The 24,128-nt window shown below is 51.9% G+C and carries 21 protein-coding genes; 4 read left to right on the top strand and 17 right to left on the bottom strand.

Translation table 11 applies throughout. The features are described 5' to 3' along the window. Window positions 1-379: 379 nt before the first annotated feature. Both FYJ35_RS10105 and FYJ35_RS10100 read left to right on the top strand, forming a co-directional pair. Window positions 380-682 carry a DUF2089 family protein gene (locus FYJ35_RS10105; protein WP_205839800.1) on the top strand — a complete coding sequence of 101 codons (303 nt, stop codon included), beginning with the start codon at window positions 380-382 and terminating at the stop codon, window positions 680-682. Further along, window positions 679-942, top strand: a complete 264-nt coding sequence (locus FYJ35_RS10100; RefSeq protein WP_154526118.1) for a hypothetical protein — start codon at window positions 679-681, stop codon at window positions 940-942. Before FYJ35_RS10105 ends, FYJ35_RS10100 begins: the two co-directional genes overlap by 4 nt. A 15-nt stretch (window positions 943-957) precedes the next feature. Here FYJ35_RS10100 and FYJ35_RS10095 read toward each other — a convergent pair whose 3' ends face one another. The 12 genes from FYJ35_RS10095 to FYJ35_RS10040 form a co-directional block, all read right to left on the bottom strand. Beyond that, entirely contained in the window at window positions 958-1,143 is a 186-nt protein-coding gene (locus FYJ35_RS10095; RefSeq protein WP_154526116.1) for a hypothetical protein, read from the bottom strand. Between the two features lie 370 nt (window positions 1,144-1,513). Next, window positions 1,514-2,287: a TraX family protein gene (locus FYJ35_RS10090; RefSeq protein ID WP_235906519.1), complete on the bottom strand. Its 774-nt coding sequence runs from the start codon at window positions 2,285-2,287 to the stop codon at window positions 1,514-1,516. 14 nt (window positions 2,288-2,301) lie between these two features. Next, window positions 2,302-4,203, bottom strand: coding sequence for an ABC transporter permease (locus FYJ35_RS10085; RefSeq protein WP_154526114.1), 1,902 nt, complete (start codon window positions 4,201-4,203; stop codon window positions 2,302-2,304). A gap of 1 nt (window position 4,204) precedes the next feature. Continuing rightward, entirely contained in the window at window positions 4,205-4,948 is a 744-nt protein-coding gene (locus FYJ35_RS10080; protein ID WP_154526112.1) for an ABC transporter ATP-binding protein, read from the bottom strand. 118 nt (window positions 4,949-5,066) lie between these two features. Beyond that, window positions 5,067-6,041, bottom strand: a complete 975-nt coding sequence (locus FYJ35_RS10075; RefSeq protein ID WP_154526110.1) for an ATP-binding protein — start codon at window positions 6,039-6,041, stop codon at window positions 5,067-5,069. Beyond that, the gene (locus FYJ35_RS10070; RefSeq protein WP_205839799.1) at window positions 6,038-6,736 is read right to left on the bottom strand and encodes a response regulator transcription factor; all 699 of its coding nucleotides are present in this window, start codon (window positions 6,734-6,736) and stop codon (window positions 6,038-6,040) included. Before FYJ35_RS10070 ends, FYJ35_RS10075 begins: the two co-directional genes overlap by 4 nt. A gap of 128 nt (window positions 6,737-6,864) precedes the next feature. Then, a complete protein-coding gene (locus tag FYJ35_RS10065) occupies window positions 6,865-7,605 on the bottom strand; it encodes a MerR family transcriptional regulator (protein WP_277067563.1) in 741 nt (246 codons plus the stop codon). A gap of 114 nt (window positions 7,606-7,719) precedes the next feature. Beyond that, window positions 7,720-9,345 (bottom strand): 23S rRNA (uracil(1939)-C(5))-methyltransferase RlmD, encoded by a 1,626-nt coding sequence (gene rlmD / locus FYJ35_RS10060; protein WP_235906517.1) that lies wholly within the window; start codon window positions 9,343-9,345, stop codon window positions 7,720-7,722. After that, a complete protein-coding gene (locus tag FYJ35_RS10055; RefSeq protein ID WP_154526104.1) occupies window positions 9,275-10,285 on the bottom strand; it encodes a radical SAM protein in 1,011 nt (336 codons plus the stop codon). The genes rlmD and FYJ35_RS10055 overlap by 71 nt, the downstream gene beginning before the upstream one ends. Window positions 10,286-10,638: 353 nt before the next feature. After that, a complete protein-coding gene (locus FYJ35_RS10050) occupies window positions 10,639-11,217 on the bottom strand; it encodes an ANTAR domain-containing response regulator (RefSeq protein ID WP_154526102.1) in 579 nt (192 codons plus the stop codon). A gap of 81 nt (window positions 11,218-11,298) precedes the next feature. After that, window positions 11,299-12,606: a glutamine synthetase family protein gene (locus FYJ35_RS10045; protein WP_154526100.1), complete on the bottom strand. Its 1,308-nt coding sequence runs from the start codon at window positions 12,604-12,606 to the stop codon at window positions 11,299-11,301. Window positions 12,607-12,613: 7 nt separating this feature from the next. Continuing rightward, window positions 12,614-14,248 carry a CTP synthase gene (locus tag FYJ35_RS10040; protein ID WP_328597078.1) on the bottom strand — a complete coding sequence of 545 codons (1,635 nt, stop codon included), beginning with the start codon at window positions 14,246-14,248 and terminating at the stop codon, window positions 12,614-12,616. Between the two features lie 352 nt (window positions 14,249-14,600). Between FYJ35_RS10040 and leuS the strand changes: the two genes are divergently transcribed. Continuing rightward, window positions 14,601-17,000: a leucine--tRNA ligase gene (gene leuS / locus FYJ35_RS10035; RefSeq protein WP_154526097.1), complete on the top strand. Its 2,400-nt coding sequence runs from the start codon at window positions 14,601-14,603 to the stop codon at window positions 16,998-17,000. A gap of 159 nt (window positions 17,001-17,159) precedes the next feature. On the opposite strand, the gene FYJ35_RS10030 is transcribed toward leuS, so the two are convergent. From FYJ35_RS10030 to FYJ35_RS10020, 3 genes are all read right to left on the bottom strand, one after another. After that, window positions 17,160-18,107 (bottom strand): DNA-3-methyladenine glycosylase 2, encoded by a 948-nt coding sequence (locus FYJ35_RS10030; RefSeq protein ID WP_205839798.1) that lies wholly within the window; start codon window positions 18,105-18,107, stop codon window positions 17,160-17,162. Next, entirely contained in the window at window positions 18,104-19,210 is a 1,107-nt protein-coding gene (locus FYJ35_RS15010) for a DNA-3-methyladenine glycosylase I (protein ID WP_328597077.1), read from the bottom strand. Before FYJ35_RS15010 ends, FYJ35_RS10030 begins: the two co-directional genes overlap by 4 nt. A gap of 97 nt (window positions 19,211-19,307) precedes the next feature. Continuing rightward, on the bottom strand, window positions 19,308-19,532 hold the full coding sequence (locus FYJ35_RS10020; protein ID WP_154526093.1) for a hypothetical protein: 225 nt from the start codon (window positions 19,530-19,532) through the stop codon (window positions 19,308-19,310). A gap of 320 nt (window positions 19,533-19,852) precedes the next feature. On the opposite strand from FYJ35_RS10020, the gene FYJ35_RS10015 reads away from it, so the two are divergent. After that, window positions 19,853-20,791, top strand: coding sequence for a TIGR01212 family radical SAM protein (locus FYJ35_RS10015; RefSeq protein ID WP_154526091.1), 939 nt, complete (start codon window positions 19,853-19,855; stop codon window positions 20,789-20,791). Between the two features lie 65 nt (window positions 20,792-20,856). Here the strand turns inward: FYJ35_RS10015 and FYJ35_RS10010 are convergent, their stop codons facing one another. Then, the gene (locus FYJ35_RS10010; RefSeq protein WP_154526089.1) at window positions 20,857-22,740 is read right to left on the bottom strand and encodes a threonine--tRNA ligase; all 1,884 of its coding nucleotides are present in this window, start codon (window positions 22,738-22,740) and stop codon (window positions 20,857-20,859) included. Window positions 22,741-22,937: 197 nt separating this feature from the next. Further along, on the bottom strand, window positions 22,938-24,071 hold the full coding sequence (locus tag FYJ35_RS10005) for an aldo/keto reductase (protein ID WP_205839797.1): 1,134 nt from the start codon (window positions 24,069-24,071) through the stop codon (window positions 22,938-22,940). Window positions 24,072-24,128: the final 57 nt, after the last annotated feature.

The following is a 24,128-nucleotide window of genomic DNA, read 5'->3' as shown; positions in this document are numbered from 1 at the left end:
TCATGACCCCTGTTGAATACCATGAGAACTATTATGTAGCGGCATAAGAATACCGCCAGTCGATCATTCGACTGGCGGCACAAAACTTTTTAATTATTCACTGTCCTCTTGACGGGTAGCACAGCACTCTTGAAGATTTATAATCTTTATAAAACTGTATTTCCCATAGTAGCGATCAGTACACTTTTTCCACTAGCGTAGTTCTTGTGCCTGCTCCCCATATTACACCTAAGTATCTGCTCATAAGTCATCACAAACATAACCTATTTCTTACGAGATAAATTTTATCAAAAATAATATCATAATATTTTTCATATTGTTCATATTTACTTAAATAATATTAAATTATATAATAGTAACCAGAAAGGAGATGATGATTATGACAAGTGATGATTTCCCTATCTGGCTCCGCAGACTTGACGAAGAAGATTTCGAGTTCATACGACAGTTTATCCTGTGTTCCGGGTCGTTAAAGAGTATGGCGCAACATTATGATGTTTCCTATCCCACGATCCGACTGCGAACAGATCGACTGATTCAAAAGGTCTCCGGCGTAAAATCAGAGGAAGATCAGTTTGTCACTTTAATCAAGGACATGGCCTTAGATGGCGAAATGTCATACGAAACTGCTAAAAAACTGATTTCCTCCTACAAAAAAACAGAAAGAAGGCAAGCATTATGAAATTTATTATCTTTTTGATTTCTGTAGTATTGTTCTGGGCAGAGTGGCTTGTAATCCGCAAGGCAACGATAAATAAGTTCATCCCCATCATAATAGCCTTTGCTATTGGCTTACCTTTAGGTGCGACAGTAGGGCTTCACTTGGTTGCTTTTCCGCTCCTTTTCATTCTTTTGGCTTGGATCCTGTGCGAAGTTGAAGATCGATATTTTAAGCGGAAAGGGCTGACAGATATAGAAAAGTCAAAACTGAAAGACCTGTAGTATTCCGTCACGCCCTCACAGTGGCCATGCTCTTATAGCAGGGCTGCTGTTTTTCTGTCCCCATTCGTCTTCTGCCAACAGTCTGGTCTTATGCTCTACTTTTAGAACGTCGGCCATAATATCCTCAACGGTCTTAGTCCCGGTTTCCTTGAAATATCCCTTTACCACAAAGAGGCTATTTTTAAGCCTCGCTTCTGCCACTCAATCGAGTTCACACGATTTCGCTTCACTCATCTTCTTGTCGATCATCGGCACTCCTTCTTCGTTCCTCAAATTCCAGAAACGCTCCATTGCCGGTAATGCTGTGCTGTACCAGCATACATAGACAAAGCCCTGTTCTGGATTAGCATTTCATTTTCCAGAACAGGGCTAACTTTTATAAGCACAATTTAAATTTTAGTGCTTATAATATGAAATATCACATATCAACTGACCACATCAAAGACTTCTTCTAGTAGCGTCCTCCTTGTCTTTGATCTTATGATAATCTTCCATATCCAACTTCCATTTCACATAGGAATCTGTTTTTCCGGTGGCAGTATCAAGTGCTTTTTGTGCCTTGCATTCTCGTTCATAAGACAACACTCAGGATCGCAATTATCCACAGGTGACTGGGATAGAATATGTAGAAGAACCACTTGCCGAAAGAGGATTTCCTGCCTTCATTGCCGTTGTATAAAAACATAAACGGAATCACTAGGAAGGTCATCCAGTCGGAGTTCACGCAGAACATATCAAATCCCTGCACACCTCCGATGCCTCCATACAAGGTGAAAAACATCAGGAAACTGTAGGCAAGAATAGCCACCGCCTGCTTCCATTTGCTGTCATGAAAGAAATACGCAAAGAGGATGAAGGGGATGAGCTGCAGGCCGCCTTCCAGCATGATGGCACTGCCGAAGGGGAGCGGGATATAAAGGACAATACTCAGCGCAAGCCCCAGCGCTGTTAAAGCGATTGCCAAAGCCCGCAGCCGAATCTTCTTTCCATGCTGCTTCGTGGTCTTTGCCATATCGAAGATCCAGATGGTGGTAAAGCCCAGCGCCAGTGTCAGGAAGATGTTGTCCGTAATCCCTTTCTCCTTGAAGATCGCAAAGGAGATCACGTTCCCCACCTGCATGAGGATCGCCGCGATCCACAGGCGTCTGCAATAATGCCCTCTGGACTTAGTATGGAAAAATCCGTCTACCATAAGCCAGGCAAACAGCGGAGCGACAAATCTTGTTGCCAGATGCGCCATGCTGCTAAAGCTCGCGGAAAAGCGAAGCCAGACATTATCGAGCACCATGAAAACCAATGCGATATTTTTCAGTTGTGCTCTGTTTAATTCAAATTTCATATTCATCACGATCCTTCCTTTTATTCAACTGCAAGATATACGCGCAGCTTTGCTTCAAATCGCTGGTTCAGCAAGGCAAAATATCCCAGCTCCAGCAGGATCAACGGTATCAGGACGAGCGCCGCGCGTACAAAGATATGGATGGACGCTGCTTCGATATTGATCAGAAAGTTCATAGCAAAGAAGGTGGACAGCACGGCAAACGCCAATGGAAGCAGGAACAGCACACGCATCTGCCGTTTCTGAACCTTCAGGATCTGCGGCACGGACAGCCCGAAACGATACAGGTTTCTTGACTGAGGCAGGTTCTCTCTTGCGTCATTGACCAGACGAAAGTAAAGCAGACTGGCAGAGGCCACAATAAAAATCAGAGAGAATAAAAATGCTACATACCCAAGTAGCCCATACTCATACTCCTGCAGGTCAATATCTACGATCCGTGCAAGAAACATTCGGGGCGTTCCGTAGCCGGATGCAATTCGTTCTGTCAGAACACGGCTGGCAAAGCGTACTTCCTCCGCCTGTGCCTCATCGTCTGCCTGATATTCGTATGCGGTTACAATCTTCATCTTCCCAGAAGACAGAAAACGGTCATAGGTGCTGTCACTGACTACATAGGAGTGATTCCGTCGATGAAATTCCAACCATGGTTTGGCGGAACCTGTGATTTCCAGTGTGTCCGTATCTGTAACGGTAACCGTCGCCTCATAAGCGTTTCTGCCGCTGATGTCAATTGCCTGTCCATCTGCAGGGGCAAGGCGAGTTCCGGCCTGATGATTATAGTCCGATGCCCGCAGCAACTTATTGGCATGCATTTCATCGTCGCCATATTCCAGAATATCATACTGATATGCCTGATATTCCACGCCGTTTTCGACCAGTGCCTGTTCGATCAGTGAAGTGTTTGCATCCGCCTCGTCATCCCCGTCAAAGGACATATAAAGAATGGCAGCAGGGTTCATCGCCGTAATATCCGCGCGCACAGAAGTCATGATAGTAATACAAGTGATAATGGCCGAAAAAGCCATGGTCAGCATGACCGTGGAGATGAACATCGTAGTGACAGAACTTTTCAGCTTGTCCCGCAGCCCGGAGACCCATATAGCATTTCCTTCCTGCAAATATCGCTTTGACCGATGGCGGATCTCATCAAGGAACAGAAATACAAACTCCCGGAAGACCAGGAAGAGTCCGACACACACACAGCTGATAATCATCGGAGCAACATTTTTTACCAATAGTTCGTTCCGCTCAAAAACACTCCTGATCCATGGGATCTCATGGAAAGCCGTCAGCAGATAGCCCAAAATCAGAGATGCCAGTCCAAGGATCGCCAGAACAGGGTGGAATTTCATGTTCCTGCCCTCGTTTTCCCGACCTGAAATGAGTTCCCGGACAGGAATTCTGGTGAGCCTCCTTCCCTGGAACAGACTGACCAGGGCAAAGACCGCCAGGAAGCCAATGACGGTGTCCCGGATGGTCTGCCATGGAAACACATATCGGATTTCACTCAGGTGTATGAATCTTCCCATCATCATCACGGTCAGATGAGAGAAGACCAGTCCGATCACAATACCCACCGCGACAGCGCTTGAGCCAATCAGCATGTTTTCCAGAAAAACCATGCGCCGCACCTGTCTTTTGCTCATCCCCATCATCAGCAGGGTTCCGTAGGTCTGCCTCTTTTTCTTTATGAAGGCAAAGATAGAAAGGGTCAAAAAGCCAAAGGAAAAGATTAGAATTGCCACCTGTGCGTAGCTCATCATATTCCTGATAGAGAGGTCCGTTGAAAGTTCAGGATGATGACGATCTGCAGAGAAAACAAAAAAAACAACCACTGTAAAAATACTGCTCAGCCAGTACGCCGCGTAGTTATCCTTATCCCGCAGCACGCTATTTCGCACAAATTGTCCAAAGGTCATCTCATGCACCTCCCAGAAACTTGAGGACACTTAAGATCTCATCATAAAAATGAAGCTGATTGTCCTCCCGGTAAAGCTCATGAAAGACCTTTCCGTCCCGGATAAACACCACCCGCCCGCAAAAGCTTGCCGTCCGCGGATCGTGGGTAACAACAAGGGAAGAGACCTGTTCTTCCGTATTCAGTGCGGCGAATATCCGCATCACCTGCTGTGCTGACGCAGAATCCAGGTTGCCGGTGGGTTCGTCTGCCAGAAGCAGACTGGGATGGTGGATGATCGCCCGCGCAATCGCGGCTCGCTGAGCCTGACCGCCGGAAACCTCGTAAGTCCTGCTGTCAAAGACCGTATCAATCCCCAGCTTCTTCGCATAGATATGCGCCTCCCTGCGCATGGTATCCGGGTCTTTCTTTTGGAACATCAGCGGCAGCATGATATTCTCTCCGAGGGTCAGAGTGTCCACCAGGTTATAGTCCTGAAAGACGAAGCCCAACTTGTCACGGCGCAGCCGCGCCGCTTCTTCCTCATTCAAACGGGAAATATCTTTGCCATCGATACGAATTTCGCCGGAGGTCAGCGGCAGGATACCGGAGATCAGGTTTAACAGTGTGGACTTCCCACTCCCCGAGGCGCCCATGACAGCGATAAACTCCCCTTTCTCAACCGACAGAGAAAGATGATCCACCGCCCGGATCTTCACCTTGCTTCCGTATATCTTCGTCACCTGTTCGACAGACAATACACTCATATTGCTTGTCTCCTTTCTCGTATTTAGAACTGCTTACAGGGGGAGTATACGGAAAAATGGCCGTAATCACTATCGCAGAAAGTGACGAAAAGTGACAGTGGTTGTCACTTTTTCATTTTCAAAACAGAATGGAAACTTCTGTTCCCTCATTGATCTTCGACTTCAGTTCAACGCCATGCCCCAGGCTGTCTAAGATTGTCTTCACCAGATACAGCCCGATTCCGGAGGACTGGTCGCTTTCTCGTCCGTTGGAACCTGTATAATAGAGTTCGAATACACGGGGGAGATCTCTTGCGCGGATTCCGACGCCATGATCCCGGACCGTGAGCTTTGTGTACATTCCATCCTTTTTGATGGAAAGCTCGATTGTAGAATGTGAAGGGGAATACTTGACTGCATTGTGTAGCAGCTGCTCAATCACAAAGGCAAGCCACTTCCGGTCACTGCGGATCAAACCGTCCTCTCCGGGCTCCATCTGTGGGAACACCTGATGCTGAATAAACAGCCGCTTATTCTTGCGGATGACATCCCGCAGCAGGGCGTCCAAGGACAGTTGCTCTATGACCAGATCATTTTTGGCCTGCCCTGCGCGGGCGAGCCCCAGCATCAGATCCATCTGGCTCTGCAGACGATCTAACTCATACAATACGCCAAAAGAATCCAGCTGTTTTGTATCGTCCTGCACCATCAGGCGGATCACGCTGACAGGGGTTTTCATTTGATGAACCCACTGCATGAGATGGGTCTGCCACCGTCCATTTTCCGCCTGCCATGTGTTCAGCTTCCGCTCATAGGCTTCATAGCATTTCCGGTTGTATCGTAAGAAAGCGTTCGTCTCTGCGTCAGCAGCCTCCAAATCCATCATGTCTTCCAGGGTGGCTGGATCGCGGCTCAGCATCCGGTAAAGTCTGCGTTTCCGGACATACCGCAGCAGCAGGAGAAGCATTAGCAGGAAGAAAGACAGAAACAGGAAATAAAAAATACCATCGGTTGTCTGGAAACCATCCATCCTGTGATAAACGTAAGACAGAAACAAGGCATTAAAGGCATAGAAAAGGATAATATCCAAGTGATCTCTCAAAAACAGTCTCATACGCTTCCTCCGATCACCAGCTTATATCCCAGGGAGCGAACCACCTTGATTTCTATGGGAAGCCGGGCGGCGGCGAGCTTCTCCCGCAGCCTGCGGATATTAACGTTCAGGGTATTTTCCTCCACGAAAGTATCGCTGTCCCAAACCTGCATAAACAGCTCTCCTCTGGATACGGCGTCAGGAAATGCGTCAAAAAGTTCCCGGAACAGCTGCGTTTCCGTGAAGGATAGTTCTGCCTGTGCGCCTTCATAGACAACCGTTTGACGGTTCTCCCGGAAGAGGACGCCGCATTTCTCCGTTCCCTGGGCTGCCATTCCCGGTTTCAAAGTCCCGTAATTGCGGCGGATGATGGCATTCACTTTTGCCAGCAGCACATCCGGATCAAACGGCTTCGTAATGTAATCATCTGCGCCGGATTCCATCCCACGTATCTGATCTGCCGTATCGCTTCGCGCTGACATGATCAGGATAGGAACTTTTGTGCGCTCCCGTAATCTTCTGCACCAATAGAATCCGTCAAATTTCGGCAAATTTATATCCAGCAGGATCAAATCCGGCTTTCCCGCTTCAATCTGCCCGTCAATGGCTGAAAAGTCTTTTGTTTCCTCACAGTCATAGCCATAGCGGGAAAGCAGCCGCGAAATCTGTTTAGCAAGCGCTTGGTCATCTTCTATGATTGTAATTTTATAAGACAAACACGTGCACCTCCCTTGAGATAGTCCTCCGCAATACGATTCATGCGGCATCGAAAGCCTATGCATCGTTAAGAGCTTTTCGTAAAAGATGGCAGAGATCCTATTCTCTGTCACCCATAAGAATAATTTTACTTCCTGTTTTCGTTCACATGCTTCTGAATGGCGTCGCATACATACTGCGCTGTTCCCTCTCCGAATTTGTCCAAATTGCTTTTGAACTCTTCGTTTTTCACATATCCGTAACCGATACTTGAAAATACATCTATCGGACAATCAAAGGAATATTTGCAAAGATGTTCATGCAATTCTGCTGCCAATCTCACATTCTCCTGTGCTGTGGCGCTTATCCCTTTTGACATATTATCAGAAAAAGCAAAGAAGATTTTATTAAAGCCGTCCGTAAGTTCCTGTTCTTTTCCCTTTTGTTTTTCGACAGCTTCTTCAATGACTTTCTTTCCATACAGATCGATTGCCGCTTGCTTATATTTTTGATTATCCTGATATGTGAATCCGTTAAATTTTTCTTTCACCGACATACTCGTTCTCCTTTCCCTGGACGCAATCGTCCTCTCCAATGTGTCTATGAGCGTCAGGAGACGTTGCTTTTCTGCTTGCATTAAAAGCAGCTGTTTTCTTAAATGAGGCAGTAATTCGCTATCCTCCCGCTTCAGCAGTTCCTTTATCTGCTTCAGGGGAAACCCCAAGTATTTATAGAAAAGTATCATCTGTAAAAGAGACATGTCCTCATCAGAATAATACCTGTATCCATTTTCCTTTTTTTGAGGAGACAGCAAACCGATCTCATCATAATGATGTAAAGTGCGCACCGATACACCACTGATTTCACTGACCTTTTTGATCAAATACACTTCAGCACCTCCTGACAAAGATGAGTATAAACTATCACGTTGTGTCATAGTCAACACATTTTTGAAAGGCCTGTCCTCGTAATAGTGAAAGACATTATATCTTAATTGATCACATCAAAGACTTCTCCGGGCAGCATTCTCCTTGTCTTTGATCTTATAATAATCTTCCATATCCAACTTCCAGCTCACATAGGAATCCGGCTTTCGGTTGTTCAAGAGACATACAGTCTCCACATGCCCCGTGAACGGAAAAAGGTCTACCGGCTGTGCCTCTTCTGCCGCATAGCCAAGCTCCTCGAAGAGTTCCAGGTCTCGCGCAAGACTCTCTGGTCCGCAGGAAATATATACGATGCGTTTGACGCCGGAGCGTGCTGCTGCCCGGATAAACTGCGGAGTGCTGCCAGATCTGGGCGGATCCATGATGATGACATCCGGGAGCCGAACACGCGGGTCCTTCCTGCGGCCTGCCTTTCTCCCGCTGAACCATCCCTCTGTTTCTTCCGCCTCTGCCGCTTTCGTCAGCTGATTCAGATACGCACCTGCATCTGCACAAATAAAATCGACATTCTTCAGCTGCTCTGCCCTCGCGTTGCTGATGGCATCCTTCACAGCTTCCCTGTTCAGCTCAACGCCTGTCACATGGCCAGCCTGGTCAGAGGCAATGATGCCGATTGTCCCTGTCCCGCAGTAGGCATCCAGAACTTCTTCCTTCCCGGTCAGATATGCGTATCGAATCGCCGTCCGGTACAGGACTTCTGTCTGGGCCGGGTTCACCTGGTAAAATGAATTCGGCGAGATCCGGAATCTGTGTCCGCACAGTTCATCCTTGATAAAACCTGGGCCGTACAGGGTGATGTTGCGCTCACCGAGCACCATCGAGGTTGACTTGTCATTGATATTCAGAACAATCGATGTAATCTCAGGATGCTCCTTCCTGAGCGCCTTCACAAAGTTGTTTCTGGATGGAAAGATCGGGTCGGCGACAACCAGCACGACCAGGTATTCGCCCGTCGCATATCCCTTGCGGACAAGCACATGGCGAAGCAGTCCGTACCCGGTATCCTCATCAAAGGTCCTGATCTTAAAGGACTTCAGCAGACTCCGGATGCTGACAATGATGCGGTCACACACCTCATCCTCAATCATACAGCTGTCCATCGGAACAATCACATGGGAGTTTTTTTCATAGATTCCGGAAATCGGGTTTCCCTTCCGGTCATGAGAAAATACAGCATGCACCTTGCACCGATAATGGAGAGGTGTCTCCATTCCGATGATGGGGTGAATCCTGCGCACGGTGTCCTTCAGCAGATAGCGGATGTGTGCATCCTTTTTCCGGAGCTGGAGCTTATAGGGCACCCCCTGATAATCGCAGCCGCCACACTTCTTCGCATTCGAGCAGATATTCTCCCTTTCTGTGGCTGCGCAGCGATCTTCACAACGTGGCTGCCTTGTCCCGGCACCACAGCTCCTGTCCCTGCGCGTCTGCTGCATCCCGGCCGCACGGTCCCTGCCACTGCGCGTCTGCTGCATCCCGGCCGCACGGTCCCTGCCACTGCGCGTCTGCTGCATCCCGGCCGCACGGTCCCTGTCCCGCCGTGGCTGCTCCAGGTTTTCCTCCAGATGCAGCTTTTTGCGTTCACCGATGTGACTGTCCTTCCATCGTCCTTCAGACGCCTTCTCCGTTCCAGGACGGGATAAAGCTTTCCTTCGCGGTTTCGCCTTCCTGTATGAATCCATATTCGACTCCGATCCCGACTGCATATTCTGTCAACCTTTCATATTCCCGCTTTGTGACCTTCCGCGCCAGAAGCGGATCCTTACAGTTATTTCCCATCGGTGTATACTGATTCATCATGCTGATGTAGATGGAATTGCCGTATGTTTCATGCAGATATTGTACAACAGCTTTCGCATTCTTCACATGTCCGGGCAGCAGAAGATGGCGGACAATCACGCCCTTCTTCATGAGTTTCGCCCCTGATCCTGCAGGCATCGGTTCTCCATCTGTCCCCCACCGAGTTTCCTCATAAAACTCAGGCTCTCCTGCCTGCCGTACCATCTCTGCAATCGCCCTCTTCGCGATTTCAGGATAATCCGGCGCATGGGAATACGCTGCGGCAAGCTCAGGATCCATATACTTGAAATCCGGCAGCCAGACATCCACCAGCCCTTCCAGAAGTCTCAGAGAAATGACCTTCTCATAGCCGCTTGAATTGTATACGACCGGGATCCTGAGCCCCTGTGCCTTAGCCACTTTCAAGGCCTGTGCCACCTGCGGGATGTACTGAGCCGCCGTGACCAGATTGATGTTGTTGGCATGCTGCTCATTCTGCAGCCGCAGAAACACAGCTGCCAGATGACTGACTGTCACCGGCTTCCCCGGCACAGCAACCCGGCATATTGGAAGGTTGTTCTCAGTCAGATTCTTCGACACGGAAGTTCCCGAAATCGCACTGTTCTGACAAAAGACGCATTTCAGTCCGCAGCCGGCAAAAAAGACGGCCCCGGAGCCATTGTGTCCTGAGATGCAGGGTTCCTCCCAGGCGTGAAGTGCAGCCCGCGCCACATAGACTTCTGCCGGGACACCGCATGCGCCGCATGCGCCTGAAAGCCTGTTCGTGCCACAGTTCCTTGGGCAGAGCCTGCACGCCCTCATATACTGGTCAGTTGCATTCATCTTACCTGCCTCGTCTTCTCGCAGTTGGAATCTGAATCAGCCGTGTTCTCCTCCCGCCTGCCTTCTGCACTGCCATCCTAATTGAGTAGGGCAGATGAACTCTGTCTACCCGATCAGGCGGCACCGCCTTCATCTCTTGCTCCGCACTCGATGATGAGCGGTCGCCCTCATAAAAAAGGGTTCCGGCCAATCTTCAGTCCGAAACCCTGCTTTTTCGACTTCCCATACACAGACACCAGCATACACGGCTGTCAGCATACGCAGGCACCAGATGTCTGCGTCCATCCGTCCTTTCCTGGATGCACACACCTGAAACCTCTCCTGTCTGAAATCCCCAGTCCCGCAGCCTGGCTTCACGCACCATAGGAAACAAGGATCTCCTCTGCAATCTCCCGTCTGGACATCTGGCGGTTCATCGCTTCCCGCTCGATCGTCTTGTGTGCCTGGTCTTCACTCATACGCTCATACTGGATCAGAAGACACTTTGCACGGTTGATGACACGGATATCCTTGATGCGGTCCTGCAGCATCTGCGTCTGCGGGGCATCCTTTGCAAGACGGATGTTCACCGCATACATCATTCTCAGCGCCTGTTGGAAGATCCGTTTCCCCATGTCCGTCGAAAAGACATAGACGCCGGTTTCACCCAGCTTCTGAAGCGCCGCATCGTAACCCTGCGGTCTGCAGACGAAGATCACCCCCGCGCTGGTCTGTGCCGCCATCTGTGCGAGGTCGATTCCCTGCCCGTCTGATAAAGGAGACAGGACAATCACAAGAGAATACGTTGTCTCCTGAAGACTCTTCCATGCCTCCCGGCTTGTCGTCCTGACAGTCAGCTCTGCCTTCCGCCACTCCAGGACCATGTCGGCAAACACCTTCTCGGTCTTCGGCCCGCTGACGGCGAGCAGTACACTTGGATCCCCTTTGATCATATCAAGTTTCCTTCCAATCAGAACACTGAAGCACTATCCGGACACAGGCGAAGCCGCCTGACGATTCCCGTTCCATTCCAATCAAAGTATGCCGAAATACCGGTCAAGCTCAAGCTGATGCCGGTCGGAGGAAAGCTGGTATTCCTTCCACTCCTCTTTCTTCTCCTGGAAGAATTCCTCTCTGGTCATCTCAGGAAGCGCCCTTGCGACAAGATCACTCTGCTCCGCCAGCTTCAGCGCTTCTCCCAGATTTTCCGGAATCCGCCTGACAGACGGATCGCTGATCTCATAGGCATTCCCATTGTAGGGCTCACAAAGCTTCGTTTCGTTCTCAATGCCATCCAGTCCGGCATGGATCAGGAGGGCAAATGCAAGATACGGGTTGCACGACGGATCTGCCGAGCGCAGCTCCGCCCGCACATGTCCGCCCGTTGCCGCCGGAATCCGGATCAGCTGGGACCGGTTCTGGTGTGACCAGGTCACATACTTTGGTGCCTTGAAGCTGCCAAAACGCTCATATGAATTCGGCGTCGGGTTAAGAAACGCAGTAATCTCCGGAATTTTTTCCAGAATCCCGGCAATAAAGCTCTCCCCGACCTGTGAATGCTCGCCGCCGCTTTTGAATACAGAATGCCCGCCCCTCATCAGCGAGAAGTTGATGTGGAGTCCGTTCCCGCAATTATCCTCAAGCGGCTTTGGCATGAAGGATGCATAAAGGTCGTTCAGCTGCGCCAGCGACTTGACTGCCATCTTCAGCGTCAGGAAATTGTCCGCCGCCTGCAGCGCATCCGCATAGCGGAAGTCAATCTCATTCTGGCCAGGTCCGCACTCGTGGTGTGAGCACTCCGGATTCAGCCCCATTTCTTCGATTGCAAGACAGATCCGACGGCGCATATCCTCTCCCCGGTCAATCGGAGAGATATCGTTGTAACCGCCGCGGTCCAGCGGAATCTGCGTCGGCCTGCCCTCTTCGTCCTGCCGGAAGAGATAGAACTCGCACTCTGTTCCGATATTGACGATGTATCCCAGGCTGATTGCCCGGTCTACCGCATTCCGGAGGACATTCCTGCAGTAGGGCTCGAAGATGCTTCCGTCCGGATTCTTCACATCGCACTGCATCCGCATGACGCGCTCGTGTGCCGGCCGCCAGGGCAGGATAGACACTGTGGAGCTGTCCGGCACCAGGAACAGGTCCGAATACTCGACACCGGTAAAGCCTAAAACCGCGCTCGCATCAAATGAAATGCCCTCCTCAACCGCGCGCCGAAGTTCCGATGACATGATCGCCATATTCTTCAGCTGCCCGTTCAGGTCACAGTAGGCGAGGCGGATGAACTTCACATCCTCATCCTCGACCAGCTGCAGCAGATCCATCATTGACTGATCCATGACATGTTCATCCCTTCTTGCCAGTGGCATTTCCGGCAGATGCAAAGCCCGACGCTGCCTTCAAAAATTCGCGGAAAAGCGGGTGTGCCTTGTTCGGGCGGGATTTAAACTCCGGATGGAACTGCACGCCGACATAGAATGCATATCCCGGAAGCTCCATTGCCTCGACCAGGTGGTTGTCCGGCGACGTTCCGGAGAAGACAACACCCTTCTCCTCTATCTGAGGCCGGAATTCATTGTTGACCTCATAGCGATGGCGATGACGCTCGTCCACCTCCTCTTTCCCATAGGCATTGAAAAGCTCCGTTCCCTTCTTCACCTTGCACGGATAGGCGCCGAGCCTCATGGTGCCGCCCTTCGGCAGGTTGCCCTGCTGATCCGGCATCAGATCAATGACCTTGTGAGCAGATTGCTCGTCAAACTCTCCGGAGTTGGCATCTGCCCAGCCGAGCACATCTCTTGCGTACTCGGTGACAGCGATCTGCATGCCCAGGCAGATTCCAAAGAACGGGATATGGTTTTCACGCGCATACTGGCAGGCACTGACCATACCCTCGATGCCGCGGCCGCCAAATCCGCCCGGAATGATGATGCCGCTGACTCCTCTCAGGACAGAGTCGACATTGTCAGCCGTGAGGCTCTCGCTGTCCACCCAGTCAATATCGACATCCACGTTGTTCTCCCAGCCACCGTGCTTGAGCGCCTCAGCGACAGACAGATAAGAGTCATGAAGCTGGACATATTTGCCGACCAGCGCGATCCGTACCTTCTTCTCACAGCCGTTGATCCGTGTCAGCATCTCCTTCCATTCGGTCAGATCGACCGGCATGTTCTCGTCCAGATGAAGCTCGCGAAGCGCGATCCTGGCCAGGCCTGCATCCTCAAGCATGAGCGGTGCCTCATACAGAACCGGAAGTGTCAGATTCTGAATGACACAATCCTCCTTGACATTGCAGAACATCGAAATCTTTCTGAGGATACTCTTCTCGATGGGCTGGTTGCAGCGCGCCACGATGATGTCCGGGAAGATTCCGTAGGACTGAAGCTCTCTGACCGAATGCTGCGTCGGCTTGGACTTATGCTCCCTGGAGGATTCCAGATAGGGGACCAGCGTCACGTGGATATACAGGCAGTTTTCCTTTCCTACCTCGTAGCGCACCTGACGGATGGCTTCCAAAAATGGCTGAGACTCGATGTCGCCGGTCGTACCGCCGATCTCCGTAATGATGATATCGGCGTTTCCCTTCTTTCCGACCTGGTAGATGAATGACTTGATTTCATTCGTCACATGCGGGATAACCTGGACCGTTTCCCCCAGATACTCGCCGTTTCTCTCCTTGTGCAGGACATTCCAGTAAACCTTTCCGGTCGTCAGGTTGGAATACTTGTTCAGGTCCTCGTCAATGAAGCGCTCATAATGTCCAAGGTCAAGGTCTGTTTCCGCGCCATCCTCCGTCACATACACCTCGCCGTGCTGGTACGGACTCATCGTCCCCGGATCTACATTAATATACGGATCCAGCTTCTGGGAAGCGACCTTGAAGCCTCTCGCCTTGAGAAGTCTGCCAAGGCTTGCTGCCGTAATGCCCTTGCCAAGGCCGGAAACCACACCGCCGGTTACAAAGATATATTTTGTCGCCACTTTCCTTCTCCTCCAAATGCTGGAACGTTCCTCAATCGGACCAATTCTTAGAAAAAATGCATGAAGCGTCTGCAGTCTGTGCCTTATCGGACAGGATCAGACCGCAAACGCCTCCTTCGACACCTGCTAAAGTAGCATAGGCCTATTCTCCTGTCAAGAAATCCCGATTCTCCGACAGTCATTTTTATAAGCCCGATTCCCCGGCAGTCATTTTCCGGAAACGAATGAAGGCAGATGGGGCGCTTGTTCGCTTTCTTGTCAGGATGGGGCAAGTGCGCTATTATATGGAAAGCACTCGGAAATACACTTGCATCATACCCCTGCCAGACCGGCGGAGGGGAGGAGTCCGTTTATGAAATACGATGTAAAAAAGATCGAGCCCAAGTGGCAGAAAAAGTGGGAGGACGCCCGGATCTTCGAGGCGAAGGACTTTGATAAAAAGCCAAAGTTCTATGGTCTTGTCGAGTTCCCGTACCCGTCCGGCGCCGGCATGCACGTCGGCCATATCAAGGCATATTCCAGCATCGAGGTTGTCTCGAGAAAGAGACGGATGCAGGGCTACAATGTCCTGAACCCGATCGGCTTTGATGCGTTCGGTCTGCCGACCGAGAACTATGCGATCAAGACGAACACGCACCCGAGGGTGATCACGGACAAGAACATCCACCACTTCACCCAGCAGCTGAAAAGCGTCGGTTTTTCATTTGACTGGAGCCGTGTGATCGACACGACAGATGAGGACTACTACAAGTGGACCCAGTGGATCTTCCTCAAGCTGTTCGAGCATGGGCTTGTGTTCCGCGATACGACGCTTGTCAACTACTGCCCGCACTGCAAGGTCGTCCTCTCCAACGAGGATTCCCAGGGCGGCAAGTGCGATATCTGCCATAACGATGTCATCCAGCTCCCGAAGAAGGTCTGGTATCTCCGCATCACAAAGTACGCGGACAAGCTGCTGGAGGGTCTGAAGGATGTCGACTATCCGGAGAACGTCAAGCAGCAGCAGGTTCACTGGATCGGAAGGTCAGAGGGTGCCTTCGTCAACTTCTCTGTCAAGGGAACCGATGACAGCCTCCGCGTCTATACGACCCGGTGCGACACCCTCTTCGGTGTCACCTTCATGGTTGTCGCACCGGAGCATCCGCTGCTTGACAAGCACAAGGATCAGATCCGGAACTGGGACGAGCTGGAGAATTACCGCAAAGAGTGCGCCAAGAAGACTGAATTTGAGCGCACCCAGCTTGTCAAGGACAAGACCGGTGTCCGTCTGGAGGGGCTGACTGCCATTGACCCGGTCAACGGGAAGGAGATCCCGATCTTTGCGGCTGACTACGTCATGATGGGCTACGGCACCGGCGCGATCATGGCTGTTCCGGCACATGATCAGCGTGACTGGGATTTCGCGCACAAGTTCGGCTGCGAGATCATCCCGGTCATTGAGGGCGGAGACATTGAGAAGGAAGCCTACACCGGCGACGGGAAGATGATCAACTCTGACTTCCTGAACGGCTACACGAACAAGAAGGATTCCATCCGGAAGATGCTGGAGGTTCTCGAGGAGAGAGGCATCGGCGAGAAGGGCGTCCAGTACAAGATGAAGGACTGGGCTTTCAACCGTCAGCGTTACTGGGGAGAGCCGATTCCGCTGATCCACTGCCCGAACTGCGGCATTGTCCCGGTTCCGTATGATCAGCTTCCGCTGAAGCTTCCGAAGCTTGACAACTTCGAGCCCGGGCAGGACGGTCAGTCCCCGCTGGCGCGTGTTCCGGAGTTTGTCAACTGCACCTGCCCGAAGTGCGGCGGCAAGGCACAGCGTGAGACAGACACCATGCCGCAGTGGGCCGGTTCCTCCTGGTATTTCCTCAGATACTGCGACCCGCACAATGAACAAGCATTTGCGGATCCGGACAAGCTGAAATACTGGATGCCGGTTGACTGGTACAACGGCGGTATGGAGCATGTCACCAGGCATATGCTCTACTCCCGCTTCTGGCACAGATTCCTCTATGATATCGGTGAGGTTCCGTGTCCGGAGCCATACAAGAAGCGCACGATTCAGGGACTGATCCTCGGCTCCGACGGCGACAAGATGTCCAAGTCGAAGGGCAATGTCATTGACCCGGTCGATATCGTGGATCAGTACGGTGCCGACACGCTCCGCACCTATGTGCTTTTCATGGGCGACTACAGTGCCGCAGCTCCGTGGAATGACAGCTCCGTCAAGGGCTGCCGGAGATTCCTTGACCGTGTCGCCGGCCTCACCGATCTGATTTCGGATGATCGGTCGAAGACGGACAAGCTGGAAGCAGCTGTCCATCGCACCATCAAGAAGGTGTCCGATGATATCGAGACGACCAAGTTCAACACTGCCATCGCCGCGATGATGACGCTCATCAATGAGATCAGCGCAGTGGGCGCGATTTCGAAGGAACAGTTTGAAACCTTCGTCAAGCTCCTGTGCCCGTTTGCACCGCATCTTTGCGAGGAGCTGTGGGAATTCACCGGCCATGAGGGCTTCTGCTCCCTTGCGCCGTGGCCGGTCTTTGACGAGTCCAAGACCATCGAGGACGAGATTGAGGTGGCTGTCCAGGAGAACGGAAAGCTCCGTACCCGCATCACAATCAAGAAGGATGCGACAAAGGATGAAGCGATTGCAGCCGCAAAGGAAGCGCTCGCAGGCCGTCTGACGGGAACGATCCGCAAGGAGATCTATGTACCGGGCAGAATCGTGAACTTCGTTGTCAGCAGATAATCAGAATGCAGCCAGAAACAGGTCACTCATGAAAAAACCCGGAGCATCTGATGGAAAACCATCAGATGCTCCGGGACTTTTCATGCTGTCACAGAGCCGGACGTGATGATTCCCGGTATCCCGCCCTGTGAAGACACTTGCATGAAGATAGATGCCCCGTCACATTTTCTGATGCGTCATGTAGTAAAAGGCGTACTGCTGCATGATGCCTGCATATTCTCCGAATGCCGGAAATGGATCCACTCCGCCGCACAGAGTGATTGCCCGTTCGATCCAGACGTCAACCGGTGCTCTGGATGTTCTGCCGAATCCGAACAGGCAAATGCAGTTAGCTACCTTTTTTCCGACACCCTTCACGGTCATCAGCTTCTCAAAGAGCGCCCCATCATCCAGTTTCCCCAGCGCTTCAAGGTCAAGCGCTCCCGACAGCACCTTGTCCGCCGCATCCTTCACATACGGCGCACGGTATCCAAGTCCCGCCGTCCGCAGATCCGCCTCCGATGCTCTTCCCAGTTCTTCCGGAGTCGGGAAGGTAAACAGCATCTCCTTCACCGGATGTCCGTATAACATCGCCAGCTTCTCAACCGCCAACCGGATCGCCGGGATGTTCTTGCGCTGCGAGATGATGAAGGTGATCAGCATCTCCCACGGATCCTGCCGAAGAATCCGCAGTCCCCTGCCCGCCTGCTCCGCCTGCGTCAGGAATCGGATCGCAGCATCTGAACCCACGTCTAGTCCCTGGATACATCGTTCTCCGGGGTCTATGCTGCCCTGCCTGCGGGCTGTTTCTGTGGCGGCATCTCCCTCTGATATCCCGCGGGATGTCTGTCCGAAAGGGGTCGTCCTTTCTCCGCTGAGCTGCAGAAGAAGGTCCTCCCTGATCCGCTTGTATGTTCTGGACAGATCAAAGTAGTCTCTCCAGAATTCATCCCACTCCTCCTCAGAGCAGGACACCTGGAACTGATGAGGGACCTGTTCCCTGATATTCAGAACCTTTTCGCGGCTGATGAACCGATAGCTCCCGTCCGGGAGGCAGACAGCCCGGAAGCACTGCCCGCAGTCTGCCATCTTCTCAAGACTGAAATCATCCTCTATTCCAATGATCATCTGTCGTTTCTCCCGCCGGACACGCGATTTTCCGGCTGATAGTGGTTCTGTGCAAATGTCTCCGCGTGGTCTCTGTGAAAGCAGAGGCATTCCGGATCATGGCAGTAGAGAATGCCGACCGCCTGCAGGAAGGAAAACACTGTCACCGAACCGGCGAAACGGATCCCCCTCTTTTTCATATCCTTCGACACGTCATCACTCAGCTGGTCGGTCACAGCGTCCATGCGCTCCGGGATACTCCGGTTTTCCGTAAAGTGCCAGAGATAATTTGAAAATGACCCAAACTCTTCCCTCAGCTTCAGCACCACACGTGCATTCCCGATGGCCGCCTCAATCTTCCTGCGGTTCCGGATAATGCCCGGATCCTGCATCAGCGCGTCAATCTTCTCCGGTCCGTACGCCGCAATTTTCTCTACGTCAAAGTTGTCAAAAGCGCTTCGGAAATTCTCCCGCTTTCTGAGCAGAAGTTCCCACGAAACACCTGCCTGGAAAAGCTCCAGGACAAACATCTCATAGAGCTTCTGCGCGTCATGCTCAGGCTTTCCCCACTCCTCATCATGATAGCGCGTCAAAAGTTCGTTCTTCAGATAATAGCGTTCCCCGCAGCGTACCACCTTCTCATAGGCGTATCTCGGGTCATCGTCCTCCGGAATATGGACGATTCCGCAGTACCGGAACCCGTTTTTCTGGAGCATATGCTGCATGATGAGGTTATCCGGATGCGTATCAATCCTGAGGTTCCCGCACTGAGATACCGCCCAGTTCACGCAGAAAGAGCCGGCGCCATGACCATTTTCGGAAGCTGCAATTCTATGCACGACGCCATATCGCGCCGGCCCTGTAAAGCTTCCGTCTATAACCGAGTACGCCGGTTCGACGTTCTCCCCCTCATCATAGAAAAATGTCGCTTCAACCCTCCTATCTGCCTCGCAGACGTAACTCTTTCCTCTCCGGATGTCCTCCCGGATCAGCGCCTCGGGCGGCCATTTGTCGCCCCACTGCCTCGGGTTCCCGTGTTCCCTCATAAAAGTTCTCGCATATCTGTAGATTGCCAGAACCTCCGGCAGATCCCTCTCTTCGGTTTTTCTGATCTCCATATTCATCAATATCGTTGACTCCGTTTCTCTTCATATCCACATCTGCATGCCTTGAGCCCTTTCAGGCCCGGCTCCGGAAACCTGTCAGCTATCTTCCGAATGATCAATCCATTCCCAGCGCTGTTCCTGCCTCAAGCCCTCGCAGCTCCTCCTCTGTCAGCACGATTCCTTTTGCCAGCGCGCACTTCCTGGCCAGTTCATCCGGAATGTTCCGGTATATTCGTTTTCCGTCTGCCGACAGTACCAGGCAGCACAGAAGAGGTGCCCCTTCCTCCCGCTCCTCGCAGCCAAAGTCCGCTTCCAGAATATCTTCAATCTGGTACTGCATGCGTATTCCTCCTCGTTGTTTCTTTTATCCTGACCGCCTATTATTCCCACCAGCCTTTTACTGACGGTCTCTTTCCGCCATCCTCATATCGCAAGCCTGATCCCATCAGCCTTTATTACCGCCGGCTTAAGTTCCGCTGGTCCAGGCAGCCTGACATGAGTGTACCGCTGAGCAGACTCTGAATCAATCCCGGCCTTTCGATTACCGATTCCGTCCATTTCATACCCCCGCTGCTTCCATGCCTTGAAAAGGCAGACAGATCCTTTCATAATAGGAACGTCAGGTTTGAAAAATGAAAATCTGAAAAGGAGAGAAGAAAATTGGAATATCGGAGTGTTTCAGACGTCCTGAAGGAAACCTATGGCCAGAAAATATACAGGCTGTCCCTTCAGTCGGGCTGCAGCTGCCCGAACAGAGATGGCACGCTCGGGACAGGAGGCTGCACGTTCTGCTCAAACGGCGGATCCGGAGAATTCGCCTCCCCTCTCCTGCCTGTCGAAGAGCAGATCCGTCTTGCAAAACAGCGTGTGGATCAGAAGATCCCCTCCTCGATCCCGGCAGAAAAGCGGCTGTACATTGCATACTTTCAGTCCTACACCAACACCTACGGCGATGTGAAAAGGCTCCGTTCGCTCTATCAGGAAACCATCCGGCGGCCGGAAATCTGCATTCTCTCCGTCGGTACCCGGCCCGACTGTCTCGGAAGTGATCAGATTCGGATGCTCAGAGAGCTGAACCGGTTCAAGCCTGTCTGGGTGGAACTGGGACTTCAGACCGCCAGTGATCAGACCGCACAGCGCATCCACAGAGGATATGCCCTGAAGGTTTTTGACGATGCCTACCGCAGACTGAAAGAGGCTGGTCTGACCGTCATTGTCCATGTCATCCTGGGACTTCCCGATGAAAATGAATCAGATATGCTCCAGACTGTCCGGCATGTGAGCGATCTGTTTTGGCGTTACCAAGTCGGCTACTCAGAAGGCATCCGCACGGACGGCATCAAGCTCCAGCTTCTTCACGTGCTTCGTGGCACGCAGCTTGCGCGGGAATATCAGGAAAAACCCTTCCATATCCTGACTCTTGAGGAATACTGCCGGATTGTCATCTCCTGTCTGAAGCTTCTTCCCGAGGAAATAGTCATCCACCGCCTCACCGGGGATGGCCCAAAAGCGCTCCTGATTGCGCCGCTCTGGAGCGCTGACAAGAAAAAAGTATTGAATACACTCAACGCCACCATCCGAAATACAGATCGAGAATGAAATACGTGCGAAGCGCATAAGAAAAGCCATCCGCTGAGGTATGATCAGCGGATGGCTTTTCATTATCAGTCCAGTGTATCGATGATGTCAAGGCAGTGTGTCTTGTTCATCCGGTCGCAGAGCTCGAGGAACTTCTCCACCGGAACATCATTCAGCTTCTTATTGCCTCTGATGTTGATGGAGACGGTGTTCTCCGCCGCTTCCTTGTCGCCGAGGACCAGGATGTACGGATCCCTGTAGTTGTGGAAGGTCTTGATCTTGGTCTTCATGTTGATGTCGTTGTAGTCGGCCTCCACACGGATTCCTCTGTCGACCAGCAGATCCTCAATCTTCTTTGCATAGGCGTTGTGCTCCGGACGGATCGGAACGATGCCGACCTGCATCGGGGAAAGCCAGAACGGGAAGTTCCCCTTAAAGTTCTCGATGATGATTCCGATGAAACGCTCAAGTGATCCGTAGATTGCCCTGTGGATGACAACCGGCATCTGACTGGATCCATCCTCGGCCGTGTAGGTCAGGCCAAAGTTATGCGGAAGCTGGAAATCCAGCTGAATGGTACCGCACTGCCATTCTCTTCCGATGGCGTCCTTTATCTGAAGGTCAATCTTCGGTCCGTAGAACGCGCCGTCTCCCTCATTGACCTCGTAGCCGCCCTTCCCGTACTTCTCATCCAGAATCTCGCGCAGATCAGCCTCCGCCTGGTTCCAGACCTCGATGTCTCCCATGAAATCATCCGGCCTAGTGGAGAGCTCTGCCCGGTAGCTGACGCCGAAGGTCTTGTAGACCTCGTCCGCGATGGAGATGATGTCCGCGATCTCATCCTTGATCTGGGACTCCATGACGAAGGTATGGCAATCGTCCTGACGGAACTCCTGCACACGGAGCAGGCCGTTCAGCTGTCCGGACTTCTCCTTGCGGTGAAGGACATCATACTCGCCATAGCGGATCGGCAGCTCCTTGTAGGAGCGGGTCTTTCTCTTGTAGGTGAGCATGGCGTTCGGGCAGTTCATCGGCTTTGCAGCCATCGTGTCCGGATTCTCGCGGTTGTAAACCACGGATCCAGCTTCGATCTTTGTCTTGGAGGTCTCTGCATCCGGATCCTTCAGGTCTGCGACAAGCTCATCGACATCGACATCCGCCTTCGTGTACCCGTCAACGCCCGGCACAATGAACATATTGTTCAGATAGTGTGCCCAGTGCCCGCTGACAAGCCACAGGCGCTTATTATTGATCAGCGGCGCCGCGATCTCGGTATAGCCATGCTTTCTCTGGATCTGACGGCTGTACTTCATGAGCGCCTGGTACATCTGCCACCCTCTCGGCAGCCAGTACGGCATACCCGGAGCGGTCTCGTTGAACATAAAGAGCTCGAGCTGCGTGCCGATCTTCCGGTGATCACGCTCCTTTGCCTCCTCGATCATCTTGAGGTGCGCCTTGAGCTCGTCCTTCGATGGAAATGCATACAGGTAGACTCTCTGCAGCCTGTCACGCTTTTCATCCCCTCTCCAGTATGCCATGGAGGTGGAGTGGATCTTGAATGCCGCACTCAGAAGCTCCTGGGAGTTGGACACATGAGGTCCACGGCACAGGTCGACATAGTCATCCCCGGTATAGTAAACAGTGATCTTCTCGTCTTCCGGAAGGTCCCCAATCAGCTCGGTCTTGAACTTTTGATTCTTGAAGAGCTCAAGAGCCTCCGCGCGGCTGACCTCCCTGCATGTCCAGTCTTCCTTCCTCTTCAGGATCTCATGCATCTTGTTCTCGATCGCTGTGAAATCTGCCTCGGTGATCGACTTTCCTGCGGGAAGCACAAAGTCATAGTACGCGCCATCCTCGATCTGCGGTCCGATCGCATACTGAACGTCCTTCCCGTAGATCTCAATCACAGCCTTCGCCAGCACATGGGCGAGGGAGTGGCGGTATACCGCAAGATACTGTTCCTTATCCATAACAGAACTCCTTTCAATTTGAACCCAACCAGGGTCCTTTTTCCTTTACAGTGTTTCATTATATAGCAAAATTAAAATGTAGCAACCAGTCTTTCCCATACTCCTGTACTTCTAAAATGCAAGATGGCTGCTCCTGCCAGTCTGTCTGCATATCCTGAGTCTGCTGTGTCTATGGAATTTCATTGCGGACGTCCCGTTTACTCCAGTATCGCTGCGATTTTGTCCATCCATTCCGGAATCTGAATGTGCTGCGGGCACTGTCTTGCACACTGGCCGCAATGGATACAGTCTGATGCCTTTCCATGCCCTTCTCCTGTAGAAAAAGCATAATTTCTCACTGCGGATGTATGGTTATCATAGACCATCTGAAGGTTCATCGCGCTGAATATGCCCGGAATATTGATTTTTTTCGGACAGCCCGCTACGCAGTAGCGGCAGGCGGTACACGGAATCTGATCGATTTCGGCGAGGATCTTCTGCACGCTTCGGATCACTTCCTGTTCTTTTTCGCTGAGTGGCTGGAAATCCTTCATATAGGATATGTTATCCGCTGTCTGTTCCTCATCGGACATCCCGGAGAGCACCACCATGACGCCCGGCAGGCTGGCTGCAAACCGGATGGCCCACGATGCGTAGCTGGCCTCCGGATCTGCTGCCTTCATCTGTTCTCTTGCGGCCTTCGGCGGGCTGGCCAGGGTTCCACCCTTGACCGGCTCCATCACGATGACCGGCTTGTGATGCCTGACGGCGGTCTCATAGCAGCCCCTGGACTGCACACGCGGATTCTCCCAGTCCGCATAGTTGACCTGGAGCTGGACAAACTCGACATCCGGGTGCTTCGTCAGCAGCTCATCGAGCAGCTCAGGCGTGTCGTGAAAGGAGAACCCGTAGTGGCGGATCTTCCCCTCCGCCTTCTTCTTCCTTATAAACTCCCACAGATGCCAGTCTTCAAACTTCTGAATGTTTCCGCTTCCCAGCGCATGGAGCAGATAGAAGTCAAAGTAATCGACTCCCTCGCGCCTGAGCGATTCGTCAAACTCCGCCTTCGCCTCCGCTTCATTATGAATATAGGAAGCATTAACATTCAGCTTCGAGGTGATGTAGAAGCTGTCGCGCGGGTAGCGTTCTGTCAGCGCCTTTCTCGCCGCTTCCTCACTGCCATTGTAGACATAGGCACTGTCAAAATACTTCAACCCTGCACTCATGAACGCATCGACCATTCTTTTTGTCTGCTCAAGGTCGATGATATCCTTTTCCTCGTCCGCCCTCGGCAGACGCATCAGCCCAAAGCCCAGCTTCGGCATCTGTCTGATCATTCTCTCATCCAGCATACTGTTCCTCCTCACTTGAATATCCCCGGCTCAGGCAGCCCGGCGTACGCGGCAACC

This window comes from Porcincola intestinalis, assembly GCF_009696445.1.
Classification (GTDB): Bacteria; Bacillota; Clostridia; order Lachnospirales; family Lachnospiraceae; genus Porcincola; species Porcincola intestinalis.
Note: the sequence above shows the minus strand (reverse complement) of the source record. Positions and strands in the feature narration are given on the sequence as shown.